The 15,581-nt window shown below is 58.3% G+C and carries 15 protein-coding genes; 5 read left to right on the top strand and 10 right to left on the bottom strand.

The features are described from left to right. Positions 1-24: 24 nt before the first annotated feature. Positions 25-837, bottom strand: a complete 813-nt coding sequence (locus GOV79_RS00305) for an alpha/beta fold hydrolase (RefSeq protein ID WP_331252225.1) — start codon at positions 835-837, stop codon at positions 25-27. A gap of 8 nt (positions 838-845) precedes the next feature. Then, complete coding sequence (locus tag GOV79_RS00300; RefSeq protein ID WP_170788161.1) at positions 846-1,448, bottom strand: 2-hydroxychromene-2-carboxylate isomerase; 603 nt, start codon at positions 1,446-1,448, stop codon at positions 846-848. 108 nt (positions 1,449-1,556) lie between these two features. Here GOV79_RS00300 and GOV79_RS00295 point away from each other — a divergent pair, with 108 nt between their 5' ends. Together GOV79_RS00295 and rpiB are read left to right on the top strand one after the other, a co-directional pair. Beyond that, positions 1,557-2,576 (top strand): ribose-phosphate pyrophosphokinase, encoded by a 1,020-nt coding sequence (locus tag GOV79_RS00295; RefSeq protein WP_170753405.1) that lies wholly within the window; start codon positions 1,557-1,559, stop codon positions 2,574-2,576. Positions 2,577-2,636: 60 nt separating this feature from the next. Next, the gene (gene rpiB / locus GOV79_RS00290) at positions 2,637-3,077 is read left to right on the top strand and encodes a ribose 5-phosphate isomerase B (protein ID WP_170769000.1); all 441 of its coding nucleotides are present in this window, start codon (positions 2,637-2,639) and stop codon (positions 3,075-3,077) included. Positions 3,078-3,089: 12 nt separating this feature from the next. On the opposite strand, the gene GOV79_RS00285 is transcribed toward rpiB, so the two are convergent. The 7 genes from GOV79_RS00285 to GOV79_RS00255 all read right to left on the bottom strand — a co-directional run bounded on the left by GOV79_RS00285 (position 3,090) and on the right by GOV79_RS00255 (position 9,462). Continuing rightward, on the bottom strand, positions 3,090-3,440 hold the full coding sequence (locus tag GOV79_RS00285) for an H-type lectin domain-containing protein (RefSeq protein ID WP_170788160.1): 351 nt from the start codon (positions 3,438-3,440) through the stop codon (positions 3,090-3,092). Between the two features lie 117 nt (positions 3,441-3,557). Further along, positions 3,558-3,968, bottom strand: a complete 411-nt coding sequence (locus tag GOV79_RS00280) for a F0F1 ATP synthase subunit epsilon (protein ID WP_170768998.1) — start codon at positions 3,966-3,968, stop codon at positions 3,558-3,560. A 12-nt stretch (positions 3,969-3,980) separates the two neighbouring features. Beyond that, on the bottom strand, positions 3,981-5,405 hold the full coding sequence (gene atpD, locus GOV79_RS00275) for a F0F1 ATP synthase subunit beta (protein ID WP_170783779.1): 1,425 nt from the start codon (positions 5,403-5,405) through the stop codon (positions 3,981-3,983). A 20-nt stretch (positions 5,406-5,425) separates the two neighbouring features. Next, positions 5,426-6,304: a F0F1 ATP synthase subunit gamma gene (locus GOV79_RS00270; RefSeq protein WP_170788159.1), complete on the bottom strand. Its 879-nt coding sequence runs from the start codon at positions 6,302-6,304 to the stop codon at positions 5,426-5,428. A gap of 12 nt (positions 6,305-6,316) precedes the next feature. After that, positions 6,317-7,855, bottom strand: coding sequence for a F0F1 ATP synthase subunit alpha (gene atpA / locus GOV79_RS00265; protein WP_170788158.1), 1,539 nt, complete (start codon positions 7,853-7,855; stop codon positions 6,317-6,319). Further along, positions 7,856-8,416 (bottom strand): F0F1 ATP synthase subunit delta, encoded by a 561-nt coding sequence (locus GOV79_RS00260; protein ID WP_170352320.1) that lies wholly within the window; start codon positions 8,414-8,416, stop codon positions 7,856-7,858. A 311-nt stretch (positions 8,417-8,727) separates the two neighbouring features. After that, a complete protein-coding gene (locus GOV79_RS00255) occupies positions 8,728-9,462 on the bottom strand; it encodes a class I SAM-dependent methyltransferase (protein ID WP_170768995.1) in 735 nt (244 codons plus the stop codon). Between the two features lie 62 nt (positions 9,463-9,524). Between GOV79_RS00255 and gloB the strand changes: the two genes are divergently transcribed. The 3 genes from gloB (at position 9,525) to GOV79_RS00240 (ending at position 13,837) form a co-directional block, all read left to right on the top strand. Then, positions 9,525-10,292, top strand: a complete 768-nt coding sequence (gene gloB / locus GOV79_RS00250; RefSeq protein WP_170768994.1) for a hydroxyacylglutathione hydrolase — start codon at positions 9,525-9,527, stop codon at positions 10,290-10,292. A 175-nt stretch (positions 10,293-10,467) separates the two neighbouring features. Next, positions 10,468-12,792, top strand: a complete 2,325-nt coding sequence (gene clpA / locus GOV79_RS00245; RefSeq protein WP_170783775.1) for an ATP-dependent Clp protease ATP-binding subunit ClpA — start codon at positions 10,468-10,470, stop codon at positions 12,790-12,792. 358 nt (positions 12,793-13,150) lie between these two features. Beyond that, complete coding sequence (locus tag GOV79_RS00240; RefSeq protein ID WP_331252302.1) at positions 13,151-13,837, top strand: YHYH protein; 687 nt, start codon at positions 13,151-13,153, stop codon at positions 13,835-13,837. Positions 13,838-13,856: 19 nt separating this feature from the next. On the opposite strand, the gene GOV79_RS00235 is transcribed toward GOV79_RS00240, so the two are convergent. Then, a complete protein-coding gene (locus GOV79_RS00235; RefSeq protein ID WP_170788156.1) occupies positions 13,857-15,578 on the bottom strand; it encodes a peptidoglycan -binding protein in 1,722 nt (573 codons plus the stop codon). Positions 15,579-15,581: the final 3 nt, after the last annotated feature.

Genomic DNA, 15,581 nt, shown 5'->3' with positions numbered 1-15,581 from the left:
TGCCCCCAAACCCCCGAGGTATTTTCAAACAGAAGAAGACTGTAGGCTTTGCCAAAATGATGTGATCTGCGCAGCGGTTTCTCTGGGGTGCGAGATCGGCAGCATGTGGCCTGCGCTTTCTACAGTAACCTTGGACGCATTGGGCAGGCGTCTTTGCAATCCCCGGGCAATCGCAGGCATGACCGGATGAGAGTTGCCGCCCGCCATGAGCAATACAGGTGCTTTGGCCCCGAGCAGCGCTTCTGGTTTCAGGAGGCCTTTTGTGTCCTGGAACAGAGACTGCTCCACATCTGGAACAACCCGGATCCCCCGGATCATCGCCGCGCGCGTTTTCTCGGGCATGTCCGGCCAACGCGGGCTGTCATCTGTGCTCCACATACGGTTGAACAGACGGGCTGCCAACGGCATGTCTCCGGCTTTCAACGCCTCCACATATGGCTGGGCTGCCATGTCATGCTGAGCCAACAAATCAGGTGCGTCCTGGGCGGCAACGGCGAAAAACACGGGCTCGATCAAGACAACACTGCGCACCAGATTTGGGTGTTCTACAGCAAGCCGTAGGGCGATCATTGCGCCAAAGGAATGCCCGATCAGATCCATCGGCTGGGTTAGTTGAGCAGCAGACAGCGCCGTAGTCAGGTCGAAGAAATCTGACTGCCCGTCCCAATCAGGGCTCATGCCATGTGACAGCATATCGGGTGCAACGAATGTAGCCTGTGTGCCGATACAAGACGCAAGACCAGCCCACGCCCCTGAATGCGCAATCGTGCAATGCAAGGCGAGCACACTGCGCTCGCCTTTCCCTAGATTGCGGACATAGATGGAGGAAGAGGCCACCCCGTCCTTCACCCTTTCATCTCGGACAGGTGGCGGTCCAGATCTTCGAGCCGATCCTGACCCCAGAACCGTTGTCCATCCTCGGCAATATAGAACGGCGCGCCAAAGGCACCGCTGTCCACGGCCTGTTCCAGATTGGCGGCATAGGTTTCGGCACCGTCCAGCAACCCGCTATCCGCGAGGTTCGGGTCGAACCCGGCTGCCGACAGGCAATCGCGGATCACGTCATCCTGCGCGATGTCCTTTTCCTCGGCCCAGCAGGCGCGCAGGAAGGAATGGACCAGCTTGCCCACATCGCCTGAGCCATCCTTGGCCGCCGCGATCACGGCATAGGACGATGGCGCCATGTTCGTCGGCCAATGAGCGGGTTGAATGTTGAATTCCATCCCCAGATTTTTGGCCTGACGCTGCAATTCCTGTGCTCGGTATTCGGTGCGCGAAATATGCCGGTCCTTGGGTGGGGTGCCTCCGGTCCGGCCAAACAGGGCCATGATATCCAGTGGTTTGTAGTTAATTGTCGCGCCATGTTTCGCGGCCACCTCTTCCAACCGGGTTCCGGCCAAGTAGGTGAAGGGCGAAATTGTCGCAAAATAGTAGTCAATGGTGGCCATGTTCACTTTCTCCGCTGCGTTATCTTTGCGAGACGGTAAGGCCATGCTAAGCGGTGTCAACATCACGAATCTGTCACATTAGCCTTTGCTGCCCGGGGACCTCAGCCGATGCCGACACTCAACGAACCCAAGCTGATCGCTGGGAACGCCAATCTTCCGCTTGCCCAGACCATTGCACGCCGCATGAGTCTGTATCGCGGCGTTGACCAGGGGTTGGTTGACGCGCGGGTCGAACGTTTTAACGACGGCGAGATTTTCGTCGAAGTGTTCGAGAATGTACGCGGCGAGGATATGTTCATCGTCCAGCCGACTTCGAACCCGGCAAACGATAACCTGATGGAACTGCTGATCATCGCCGACGCGCTGCGCCGCTCATCCGCGCAGCGGATCACTGCCGTGATCCCTTATTTCGGCTATGCCCGTCAGGACCGTCGCACCAAGGCGCGCACGCCGATTTCCGCCAAGCTGGTTGCCAACATGCTGACCGGCGCCGGGATCGAGCGGGTTCTGACCATGGACCTGCACGCCGCGCAGATTCAGGGGTTCTTTGATATCCCGGTGGACAACCTTTATGCCTCGCCGATCTTTGCGCTGGATGTGAAAAACCAGTTCAAGGACCAGATGGATGAGATCATGGTGGTCTCACCCGATGTCGGCGGTGTAGCCCGTGCGCGTGAATTGGCCAAGCGGATCGAAGCGCCGCTGTCGATCGTGGACAAGCGCCGCGAAAAGGCCGGCGAAGTGGCCGAGATGACTGTCATCGGCGACGTCAAAGACAAGATCTGCCTGATCGTGGACGACATGTGCGACACAGCGGGTACACTCTGCAAGGCCGCGCAAGTGCTGCTGGATAACGGCGCGAAAGAGGTGCATTCCTATATCACCCACGGTGTCATGAGCGGCCCGGCGGTTGAGCGTGTGACAAACTCGGTGATGAAATCTCTGGTTCTGACCGACACAATCCAACCCACCAAAGAAGTCGCCAAAGCCAAAAATATCCGCATTGTTCCGACAGCGCCCATCTTTACGCAGGCGATCCTGAACATTTGGAACGGCACCTCGGTCTCGTCGCTGTTCGAGGACAAGACCCTGACCCCGATCTACGAATCCATGTACCACATGGACTGATCTGAACGGGCGGCCTTGCAGCCGCCCTTTTTCGTGACCCCTCTAAGGCAGGAGCTTTCCGTGACAGCCCCCAAACGCATCGTTCTTTCCAGCGACCACGCCGCCATCGAGCTGCGCCAAGCGGTTGCCAAACATATCGCGGACCAAGGATGGGAGGTCATGGATATCGGCCCTCAAACACCTGAGAGCACGCATTATCCGATCCACGGCAAAGCCGCCGCTGACGCCGTTGCCTCGGGTGATTGCGCACTGGGTATCATCCTTTGCGGCACGGGACAGGGCATCATGATGGCGGCGAACAAGGTCCCCGGCATTCGCTGCGGTGTGTGTTCCGACGCGTTCTCAGCCCGGATGATCCGCCAGCATAACGACGCCAACATGCTGTCCATCGGTGCACGCGTCGTAGGTGAAGGTCAGGCGCTGGATATCGTGGATGCTTTCCTTGGAGCCGATTTCGAAGGCGGCCGTCACGCAACACGGGTGGACATGATCGAATCCTGAAACGTCGGATGGCTAGGAGATGTCCCAGTCATCCTCATGCGCCACCTCTCCGATCGCTGTCCAGGACATCCTGATCCGCGCGATGCGGGTGTCTGACCAAGTGCGGAAAACGGCGCTGAAGCCTTCGGCTGAGATATCCTCGGCCTTGACCTCGGCGCGCAGGGCGGTGGTTGTGTCCACATCCCATAGGGATATGCCAACCTGAACCGCTGGCGTGGTCCTGAACGGCTGGCTGAACGTAACAGCCGCGCGCCGTTCTCGGGTTCCGTTGCCTGTCCACATGTCCCCGCCATTGGAAAATTCGGAAAACAGTACAGTCTCGCCTTGGTCGATACCAATCGGGTGGGTGCGAAATGTCTTCATCTTTATCGTCTATAACCATTTACACTGAAAACTTAATCTGAGACTTCAAGCAAATCACGACAAAAAAACGGCCCCGCATTGCGAGGCCGTTTCGAATGATCCATTTGCAACAAGCCGTTACAGGCTCATATGCGTCCCAAGCGCTTCCATGTCGGCAAGCAGTTTGGCTGCATCGTCAACGATGGACTGATCGTCCCCGGCCTTTGCGGCCTCGTGCGAGGCGCGGGCTTCAGCGATCAGGTCATCCAGATGCGACCGGGTCACTTCGGCAACCGGTATGGCTTTTTCAGCCAGAACCGACAGGCCGTCGCCGTTGATCTGGGCAAACCCGCCAGTGACCAGGTATTCGCTGGCTCCGGCAGGTGCCTCAACCTTCAGCAGACCGGGGCGTAGCGTGGTGATGGTGGGGGCATGATCGGGCATTGCCGTCATGTCCCCGTCCGCGCCGGGTAGCTGGACCGCGGTGGCCTCAAGCGAAGCAAGGCTCCGCTCTGGGCTGACGAGGTCGAATTGCATCGTGTTTGCCATCAGGGATACTCCTTAGGCGGCTTCTGCGGCCATCTTTTCCGCTTTGGCGATCACTTCGTCGATGCCACCAACCATCAGGAAGGCCGCTTCGGGCAGGTGATCATATTCGCCAGCCACAACGGCTTTGAACGACGAGATGGTGACATCCAGAGGAACCTGAACGCCCGGCGAACCGGTGAAAACCTCGGCCACGTCGAACGGCTGCGACAGGAAGCGCTCGATCTTACGGGCACGGGCAACGGTCAGTTTGTCTTCTTCCGACAGTTCGTCCATACCGAGGATGGCGATGATGTCCTGAAGCGACTTATAGCGCTGGAGGATCTGCTGAACGTCGGTTGCAACCGCGTAGTGCTCTTCACCAACGATGGCCGGGTCCAGCAGACGCGACGACGAGTCGAGCGGGTCAACAGCCGGGTAGATACCCTTTTCCGAGATCGCACGGTTAAGAACGGTGGTCGCATCCAAGTGAGCGAACGAAGTTGCCGGCGCGGGGTCGGTCAAGTCGTCCGCGGGAACGTAGATGGCCTGCACCGAGGTGATCGAGCCCGACTTGGTCGAGGTGATGCGTTCCTGCAGGGCGCCCATGTCGGTGGCCAGCGTCGGCTGGTAGCCCACGGCGGACGGAATACGACCCAACAGAGCCGAAACCTCGGAACCCGCCTGCGTGAAGCGGAAGATGTTGTCGACGAAGAACAGAACGTCGGTACCGGACTGGTCGCGGAACTGCTCGGCCAGGGTCAGACCGGTCAAAGCAACACGCGCACGCGCACCCGGAGGTTCGTTCATCTGACCGTAAACCAGCGCAACCTGCGATTCCGACAGATTGTCGGGCTTGATGACGTTGGATTCGATCATTTCGTGGTACAGGTCGTTCCCTTCACGGGTCCGTTCACCAACACCCGCGAATACCGAGAAGCCCGAGTGCACTTTTGCGATGTTGTTGATCAGTTCCATGATCAGAACGGTTTTACCAACGCCCGCGCCACCGAAGAGGCCAATTTTACCGCCTTTGGCGTAAGGAGCCAGGAGGTCAACAACCTTGATGCCGGTCACAAGGATTTCCGACTCGGTCGACTGTTCCGCGAACTCAGGTGCGGGCTGGTGGATTGCGCGGGTTTCCGACGCAACAACGTCGCCTTTTTCGTCGATCGGCTCGCCGACCACGTTCAGGATGCGGCCAAGGGTGGCGTTGCCAACCGGAACCGAGATCGGTGCGCCGGTGTCGGTCACAACTTCGCCACGGACCAGACCTTCGGTCGCATCCATCGCGATGGTACGGACGGTGTTTTCACCCAGGTGCTGAGCAACTTCCAACACCAGGCGTTTGCCGTTATTGGTGGTTTCCAGCGCGTTCAGAATTTCAGGCAGTGCGTCATCGAACTGCACGTCGACGACGGCCCCGATGATCTGTGTGACTTTGCCTTTTGCATTCGCCATGTTTCGTCTCCGGTATGTCTCTACAGCGCTTCGGCGCCGGAAATAATTTCAATCAGCTCGTTGGTGATCACGGCCTGACGCGAGCGGTTGAACTGGATCGTCAGCTTGTCGATCATCTCACCCGCGTTGCGCGTCGCGTTGTCCATCGCGGACATCCGTGCCCCCTGTTCAGACGCTCCGTTTTCGAGCAGAGCCGAGAAGATCGCGGTTGCAACCCCCTTGGGCAGCAGGTCGGCCAGGATAGCCTCTTCGCTGGGCTCATAGTCGAAAATGGCACCGCTGTCGTCACCTGCCGCGTCGTCCTCGAACGAGGCGGGGATGATTTGCTGTGCCGTCGGGATCTGGGTCACAACGTTGACGAACTTCGAGTAGAAGATCGTGGCAACATCGAACTCAGCCCCATCAAAGCGTGACAGTACGTCCTTGGCGATGTCTTGCGCGTTGGTGTAGCCAATGCGCTTGACCTCGCTAAGGTCGACATGTCCAACGAACAGATCGCCCAAATCGCGCTTGAGCGCGTCGCGGCCTTTCTTGCCAACGGTCAGAACCTTGACCGTCTTGCCTTTGCCGCGCAGCTCTTCCGCCTTTTGGCGGGCCAGCTTGGCGATGTTCGAGTTGAAGCCGCCACACAGGCCGCGTTCAGCTGTCATCACAACCAGCAGATGGACATCATCGCTGCCCGTACCACGGAGCAGCTTGGGGGCGCTGTCGCTGCCCCCGACCGAAGCCGCCAGCCCCGCCATCACGGCATTGAACCGCTCGGCATAAGGGCGTGAGGCTTCAGCAGATTCCTGGGCGCGGCGCAGTTTTGCAGCCGCGACCATCTGCATGGCCTTGGTGATCTTGCGGGTCGACTTGACCGACTCGATCCTGTTTTTAAGGTCCTTCAGACTAGGCATCGGAACCCCCTATCAAGCGAAGGTCGCGGCGTATTCGTCGATCGCTGCCTTGAGTTTGTCTGCTGCGTCACCTTTGATCTTCGGATCTTCGTCGGTGATCCACTTCAGCAGGTCAGCATGCTTGCCGCGCAGGTGCGACAGCAGACCGGCCTCGTAGCGGCCAACATCAGATACGTCGATCTTGTCGAGGTAGCCGTTGGTGCCTGCAAAGATAACGCAGACGATTTCCGCGTTTGTCAGCGGCGAGTACTGCGGTTGTTTCATCAGCTCGGTCAGGCGCGCACCACGGTTCAGCAGCTGCTGAGTTGCGGCATCAAGGTCGGAACCGAACTGCGCAAACGCAGCCATTTCGCGGTACTGAGCCAGCTCCAGTTTCACCGGACCGGCAACCGATTTCATCGCGTCAGTCTGAGCCGAGGAGCCCACGCGCGAAACCGACAGACCGGTGTTCACAGCAGGGCGGATACCCTGATAGAACAGTTCGGTTTCCAGAAAGATCTGACCGTCGGTGATCGAGATCACGTTGGTCGGAATAAACGCCGAAACGTCACCACCTTGCGTTTCGATAACCGGCAGAGCGGTCAGCGAGCCTGCACCAAAGTCTTCGTTCAGCTTCGCCGAACGCTCCAGCAGACGCGAGTGGAGGTAGAAAACGTCGCCAGGATAGGCTTCACGTCCGGGCGGACGACGCAGCAGCAGGGACATCTGACGATAGGACACAGCCTGTTTCGACAGGTCATCATAGATAATCAGCGCGTGGCGGCCGTTGTCGCGGAAGTATTCGGCCATCGCAGTCGCCGAGTAAGGCGCCAGGAACTGCATCGGCGCCGGGTCGGACGCGGTTGCGGCCACAACGATCGAGTATTCAATCGCGCCGGATTCTTCCAGTTTCTTCACCAGCTGTGCAACGGTCGAACGCTTCTGACCAACCGCCACGTAGATGCAGTACAGTTTCTTCGACTCGTCGTCGCCTGCTGCGTCGTTGTAGACTTTCTGGTTCAGGATGGTGTCCAGAGCAACGGCGGTTTTACCGGTCTGACGGTCGCCAATGATCAGCTCACGCTGGCCACGGCCGATCGGGATCATCGCGTCAACCGATTTCAGGCCAGTTGCCATCGGCTCGTGCACCGATTTACGCGGGATGATGCCGGGGGCTTTGACGTCAGCAACGCCACGCTTGGAGGCATTGATCGGGCCTTTGCCGTCCAGCGGGTTGCCCAGACCGTCAACAACGCGGCCCAGCAGTTCGTCACCGATCGGAACGTCCACGATCGAGTTGGTGCGCTTGACTGTGTCACCTTCTTTGATGTCACGGTCAGACCCGAAGATAACGACACCGACGTTGTCGCTTTCCAGGTTCAGGGCCATGCCCATGATGCCACCGGGGAATTCGACCATCTCACCGGCTTGCACATTGTCCAGGCCGTATACACGGGCAATCCCGTCACCGACGCTCAGCACGCGGCCGATCTCGGCCACTTCGGCTTCCTGACCAAAATTCTTGATCTGGTCCTTCAGGATTGCAGAAATCTCTGCAGCTTGGATTCCCATTTATCCGACCTCTTTCATTGCATTCTGTAGGGAGTTCAGCTTCGAACGGATCGAACTATCGATCATCTTCGAGCCCACTTTAACGACAAGACCGCCGATGAGGCTTTCATCCACGGTCGCATTGATTGTCACGGTCTTGCCCACACGCTCGGACAGCGTCTTGGACAGTTTTTCCATCTGTGTCTTGGTCAGCGCTTTGGCCGAGGCAACATCGGCAGTCACTTCGCCACGCTCTTCGGCCAGCATGTCGCGCAGAACCTGCACCAGCTGCGGTACGACAAACAGGCGGCGTTTTTGTGCCATCAGGCCCAGCGTGTTGCGCAGGATGGCGTTCAGGCCCATTTTGTCGGCGATTGCGGTAATGGCGCCTTCCTGTTCGGCGCGCGAAACCAGAGGCGAAGCGATCAGGTTACGCAGTTCGGCGCTGTCGCCCAATGCTGCTGCCAGATCGTTAATTCCGGTCTCCAGACCTGCGAGGTCTTTATTCTCTTTCGCGATCTCGAAGATCGCGGTGGCATAGCGCTCGGCGATGCCTGTGGAAATCGAAGCTGGTTCGGACACGTCCACCCTTCCGATATTTGAGGCCCCGATTTCGGGTAGCGGCCGCTACCTTGGGGCGTGAGGAAACCCCGTCCTTTTAGGGCGGGGATCAAAATCACCGGGGATGTAGCAGAGCCGAACCCAGCTAGCAACATATTATCACGGGGGTGACTTTATCCACAAAGTGTTTGATTTCAAATGGTTACACAGGGTGCGACCCTTTTGTCCGGCTGCAAGGGGCGAAAAATGTTACGAAAGTGTAGGTTTTTGCGATTCCTGAGGCGTTTTTGCCGCGTTTTCCCGCTTTGACGTGGCGTAAAAGCAAGCAAGAGCTAGGCGGGCTTCAACAGACCGTCTAGTGCCTTGATCGGACGACGGACAGGATCCTTGGTGACGCTGCCGCTTGGGGGTCGAATATGCTTTGTTGCTTCGACCATCAGAACACCTCCAGCCATGACGGTGGGTATCCGCTGGCCCGTCTTTTCAATCAGATTGCCCGACTTGAGCCAGAACCGCCGGAACGAGGGAGGCAAATACAATGCTGAGCAATGGCTTTCCGGTTCAAAATGATGCGCCCGGAGCTGGTTTTCTAGCTGCGATGCTGAATACGGACGTCCAAAGCCAAACGGCGTCCGATCCGTCCGTGACCACAATCCCGCGCGGTTGGGCACAATAAAGAACGCGCGCCCACCAGGGCCCAGAACCCGCCAGCATTCATTTAACAGTTCGCTTGGCCGCTGCGAGGTCTCAAGCCCGTGCATCACCACCAGCTTGTCCACGTGCCCGGTCTCTATCGGCCACATCGTCTCTTCCGTCAGGACCGAGACATTGGGCATCCCCGCGGGCCACGGCATAACGCCTTGCGGCCCAGGCATCAGCCCAATCACCCGCCGGGCATCTGCCAGGTAAGGGCGCAGCAAGGGTACGGCAAAGCCAAACCCGGCGACTGTCTGGCCTTTGGCTTCGGGCCATTGTTCGATCAACCGGCCCCGGATCGCCGCCTGCGCCGCACGCCCCAATGTGCTGCGGTAGTAGAAATTCCTCAGATCCTGCACATCAAGATGCATTGCGGACACCCGGTCAATCGGCTTAGCTTCGGCGCAGTCTAGCAACGAAAGGGCAAAAGGCCATGCCTCTTGAAATCGTCACCATTCCATGTCTCAGCGATAACTACGCTTTTCTGGCGCATGACGCCGCAAGCGGCAACACCGCTTTGATCGACGCGCCCGAAGCAGGACCCATTCTGGCCGAGCTGGACCGGCGCGGCTGGACGCTCAGCCACGTGTTGTTGACTCATCACCACTATGACCATGTGGACGGCTTGCCGGCCATTCTGGAAAAGCACACCGCCAAAGTGATCGGGGCCGCTGCCGACGCGCACCGCTTGCCACCATTGGATCAACAAGTCAGCGATGGCGATACGTTTGAACTGGGCGGAGAGCAAGTTCAGGTGTTGGATGTCTCAGGCCATACGGTCGGACATATCGCGTTTTACATGCCCCAAAGTGCTGCCGTTTTTACCGCAGACAGCCTGATGGCCCTCGGCTGCGGGCGTCTGTTCGAAGGCACAGCGCCTCAAATGTGGGCCTCCCTGTCGAAATTGGCCGCCCTGCCCGACGATACTATAGTGTGTTCAGGTCACGAATATACACAATCGAACGCCAAGTTTGCCCTGACGGTCGATCCGGACAATGCTGCGCTGCAAGACCGCGCTGCCGATATCGACCGCGCGCGGGCAGCGAATGAACCAACGGTGCCCTCGACATTGGCTTTGGAAAACGCGACAAATCCTTTCCTGCGCGCCGCAGATCCGGCGATTCAAGCGCATCTGGGCATGGCGGGCGCGGATCCGGCGGCTGTATTTGCGGAAATCCGGGCTAGAAAAGACCGCTTTTGATGCCTATTTCCCCAACTTCACAGCCACGGTCACAATAAATGTGACTGTCAAGTGAAAGAAAACCCTTGAAGCCGGGCCATGATCAACCAAACTCTAATAGTATGAGGACATGGTTGGGATGGGGATCCGGCCGAAAGCCCGCGCCCCTTCCGACCCAAGACAGAGGAGCACCCGCGTGCCTTCATTCTCGAGCACTTTAGAACAAGCCATTCACGCGGCCCTTGCGGCAGCGAACGAACGGCGACACGAATTCGCCACGCTGGAGCATCTGCTTCTGGCGCTGCTGGAAGAACCGGATGCGATCCGTGTCATGAAAGCCTGCAGCGTTGATCTTGAGGACTTGCGTAGTACTCTGGTCGAATTCATTGACGAAGATTTATCCAACCTCGTCACCGACATTGACGGGTCAGAAGCCGTGCCAACAGCCGCCTTCCAGCGCGTGATCCAACGCGCCGCGATCCACGTGCAAAGCTCTGGCCGGACTGAGGTGACGGGCGCCAATGTTCTGGTCGCCATCTTCGCCGAACGCGAAAGCAATGCGGCCTATTTCCTGCAAGAACAGGATATGACACGCTATGACGCGGTGAATTTCATCGCTCACGGCGTCGCTAAAGACCCTGCCTACGGCGAAAACCGCTCAGTTTCGGGCGCGGATCAGGTTGAAGAGGAACCGCAGTCTGGCACGGGCGAAGGCGAACAAAAAGAAAGCGCTCTTGGAAAGTACTGTGTCGATCTGAACACCAAATCCCGCGCGGGTGACGTTGATCCGCTGATTGGGCGCTCGGACGAGGTTGAACGCTGTATCCAGGTGCTTTGCCGCCGCCGCAAAAACAATCCGTTGCTGGTTGGCGATCCGGGCGTGGGCAAAACGGCTATTGCCGAAGGACTTGCGCACAAAATCGTCGCGGGCGAAGCCCCCGATGTGCTGTCCGAGACAACGATTTATTCGCTGGATATGGGCGCGCTGCTGGCCGGTACGCGCTATCGCGGTGATTTCGAGGAACGGCTGAAGGCGGTTGTGACCGAGTTGGAAGAGCATCCCGATGCGGTGCTGTTCATTGACGAAATTCACACGGTCATCGGCGCAGGCGCCACATCGGGAGGCGCGATGGATGCGTCGAACTTGCTGAAACCTGCACTGCAGGGTGGCAAGCTGCGCACCATGGGTTCGACCACATACAAGGAGTTCCGTCAGCACTTCGAAAAAGACCGCGCGCTCAGCCGCAGGTTCCAGAAAATTGATGTGAATGAGCCTTCGGTGGAAGACAGCGTGAAAATCCTGCGCGGCCTCAAACCTTATTTCGAAGAACATCACGCGATCAAATATACTGCGGACGCGATCAAAACGGCGGTGGAACTGTCGGCACGCTATATCAATGACCGCAAGCTGCCTGACAAGGCCATCGACGTGATTGACGAAGCCGGTGCAGCTCAGCATCTGGTCGCGGAAAGCAAGCGCCGAAAAACCATTGGCGTGAAAGAGATCGAGGCCGTGGTTGCCAAGATCGCCCGCATCCCGCCCAAGAACGTCACCAAGGACGATGCCGAGGTTCTGAAAGACCTTGAGACCTCGCTAAAACGGGTGGTTTTCGGTCAGGACGACGCCATTGTCGCGCTTTCCAGCGCGATCAAACTGGCGCGGGCTGGCCTGCGTGAGCCTGAAAAGCCCATCGGCAATTACCTGTTCGCAGGTCCGACCGGTGTGGGCAAAACCGAAGTGGCGAAACAGCTGGCCGATACGCTGGGTGTTGAACTGCTGCGCTTTGACATGTCGGAATACATGGAGAAGCACGCGGTCTCTCGCCTGATCGGTGCGCCTCCGGGTTATGTTGGGTTCGATCAGGGTGGTCTGTTGACCGACGGCGTTGACCAGCATCCGCATTGCGTGCTGCTGCTGGACGAGATCGAGAAGGCGCACCCGGATGTGTTTAACATCCTGTTGCAGGTGATGGACCATGGTGAGCTGACCGATCACAACGGTCGCACGGTGAATTTCCGCAACGTGGTGCTGATCATGACTTCGAACGCGGGTGCACAGGAACAGGCCAAGGCCGCGATCGGCTTTGGCCGTGATCGCCGCGAAGGTGAAGATACGGCTGCGATTGAGCGGACCTTTACGCCGGAATTCCGCAACCGTCTGGACGCGGTGATTTCCTTCGCACCGCTGCCGAAAGAGGTCATCCTGCAAGTGGTCGAGAAATTCGTCCTGCAACTGGAAGCACAGTTGATGGACCGCAATGTGACCTTTGACCTGACACCTAAGGCCGCCGAATGGCTGGCGGACAAAGGGTATGACGACAAGATGGGCGCACGCCCTCTGGGCCGGGTGATCCAGGAACACATCAAGAAGCCTCTGGCTGAAGAGCTATTGTTCGGTAAGTTGGCCAAGGGTGGTGTGGTTCGCGTTTCGGTTAAGAAAGGCGATCTGAACCTGGAAATTCTGGGCCCCGATCAGCCTCGCATTCCGGGCGACAAGCCGCCGCTGCTAACAGCAGACTGATTGCACAAGCTTTTAGAAACATTGATCGCCCGGTTGCACCTGCATCCGGGCGATTTTGCATCAACGCCAGACGATTGCGCGCCCGTGGGCGCGTTTTTCGACGGAACGACTTCTCGCGCACGTTTCACAATCACCGTTGAAGCGAATTGGAGAGTCGAATGCTTAAACCCGCCGTCCTTTGGGGCTCTTCCTTAACCTTTGCCGTGATCGCCACAATAACGACCGCACAACGCAGGTTTCGCTATCAACATGAAACGACAACACGGCCACTAATTCTGCAACCGGCCACGATTGATCCGGGGGTCAGTTACGTTGATCTCACCGAAGCCAAAATCGCGTAAGCGTTTCCGCAAATGGAATACCGGACCATCTGGTCGGTCGCTTTCCAAACCGAGGCAACCCGCACGGCCTTTCCGAGCAACGAGTCAATCTCTGCGTACCCGCGCGCCCAAAACCAAGTCGCATGCCTAAGCCTCTGGAGCTGGGTTGGAATTTCGGCGTGTCGATAGACGGTGTGGTGTTTGATCCGCTGGCGGCAGAATACTGGAATGGAGATCCAAGATCGGGTTGGTCTTACAACGCACTTGGCGGTGCAATTTCGCTGGGTCTTGATGAAAACCACGCCCATGTTCTCCCCGGAGGAAAGTACCACTATCACGGTATCCCGACCGGCTTGATCGAACTATTGGAATACACGCCGACCCGACATTCGCCTCTGGTCGGATATGCCGCAGATGGTTTCCCGATCTATGCGATGACTGGTATTGAGGATGGGAACGTGACGCAAATGTCCTCATCCTACCAACTGAAGAACGGCAATCGACCCGGAGGCAGCGCACCAGATGGAAACTTTGATGGCACCTTCAATGAGGACTATGTTTACCGCGCAGGAACCGGAAATCTGGACGAATGCAACGGAGGCATCACGGTCTCACCCGAATATCCGTCTGAAACATACGCCTATTTCCTAACTGAAAACTACCCGGTCATCCCACGGTGTTTCACTGGTACGCCAGACGACAGCTTTCGCTTTGGGCGTCGCTGAGCACAAGGCAAAGCGCTAGTTATCGTTCCGTCAACTTCAGCTCGATGCGCCGGTTCTGGGCCCGCGCTTCGGGTGTTTCGGCCGGATTGACGGGCTGGAACTCTCCAAAGCCGTTTGCCGCAAGCCGGCTGGGTGGAATACCCAGCGCCTCGACCATATACAGAACCACCGACAGGGCGCGCCCCTGGCTCAGTTCCCAGTTGTCGCGATAGCGCCCCGTCCCAGCGAGGGGGACATTGTCCGTGTGGCCGTCGACACGAATGACCCAGTTCAGCCCTTCGGGGATTTCAGCGGCCACGGTGCGTAGGATGTTGGCCACTTTGGCGACCTCGAGTTGGCCTTCGGGCGACAGCACGGCCGAGCCGGTGTCAAACAGAACCTCGGACGAAAAGACGAACCGATCCCCTTCGATCCGGACCCCGTCTTGATCCCCCAGAACATCGCGTAATCTGCCGAAGAATTCCGAGCGGTAACGCTGCAAGTCCTCGGCCTGCGCAGCCAGTTCCTCATTCTGGCCTGACAGAGCTTCGGCTTCAGCCTCCAGACGGGCGCGTTCGGCCTCTTCCAGCAGACGGCGGCGACGTTCTTCCGAGGCCGCGCGGGCCAAAGCCGCGTTAAGATCCTGCCCCAGAGTTTGGATGCGGATATCGGCGGCGGCGTTGCGTTCTTCATAATCGTCCAGCAGCGCCTGCAACCCGCCCAATTGTTGACGCAGCGCAGCGAGTTGCTGGTTCAACAAAGCGGTTTGACGCTGCGCCTGCTCAGATACTTCTTTTTCAGTCGAAATCGCTTCGCGGGCCACGGCCAGCAGGGCAGCGCGCTCCTCGGCCAATGTGCGTTGTTCCTGTGCATCCGCCTGCGCCTGAGTTTGAGCGGCAAGGGCAGCCTGCAACTGCGCCTCAAGCTCTTCGGTATTCAGCTCTCCAAATTGACGCTCAAGCTCGGCACGAGCGGCTTGGGCGGCAGCCAAAAGGGTCAGCGTTTCCTCGGCCTCTTTGCGCTGCGCTTCCAACGCCAGTGTCATCGCAGTCAGTTCGGCATCGGCGTTCTGCAATCGGTCGCGCAGGTTTTCAGCCGCCGCCGCCTCAGCCAGTCGCGCGGCCTCTTCAGCGCTAAGTTGATCTTCAAGTTCCGTGATCAGCGCCGCCTGGGCAGTTTCGCTTTGCTCCAAATCGGCAACCAGAGCTTCCAGTGCTTCGCGGCGGGCCGCAGCCAACCGTGCAGCCTCGGCTTGCGCGTCAATCTCCGCGCGACTTTGAGCAAGCGCAAGATTCAACGCATCCTGATCCGATAGCAACTGTTCCTGTTGGTCCTGTAACCCCTGCCGTTCCGCTTCAAGCGAGGCTATGACATCTTGCGCGCGATCCTGATCGGCCAGCAATGCCGCAACCTGCGCCTCAAAACCCGTGATCCGCGATTGCGCCTCCGAAAGGCTATCTTCGGCCTGAGCCAACTCATCTTCGGTTTCAGACAATGTCGCGTTCAGCGCCCCAAGCCGAGCTTCAAGTCGGCTGTTTTCGCGTTCTTCCAACCCCAGCGCGCCGGCCAACGCGGCAACTTCGTCAGACAGCGCTGTCAGCTCGTCTTCCTGCCCCGAAATCGTTTCCCGCAGGACGAACTGAACCACCATGAAGATCGTCAAAACGAAGGTCAAAACCATCAAAAGCCCGGTGATCGCATCCACGAAGCCGGGCCAGACCGAGCCCTGAAACCGTTGACCTGTGCGACGGGACAGGGCCATCTT

It is taken from the genome of Ruegeria lacuscaerulensis (genome assembly GCF_013034745.1).
Lineage (GTDB): Bacteria > Pseudomonadota > Alphaproteobacteria > Rhodobacterales > Rhodobacteraceae > Ruegeria > Ruegeria lacuscaerulensis_B.
Note: the sequence above shows the minus strand (reverse complement) of the source record. Positions and strands in the feature narration are given on the sequence as shown.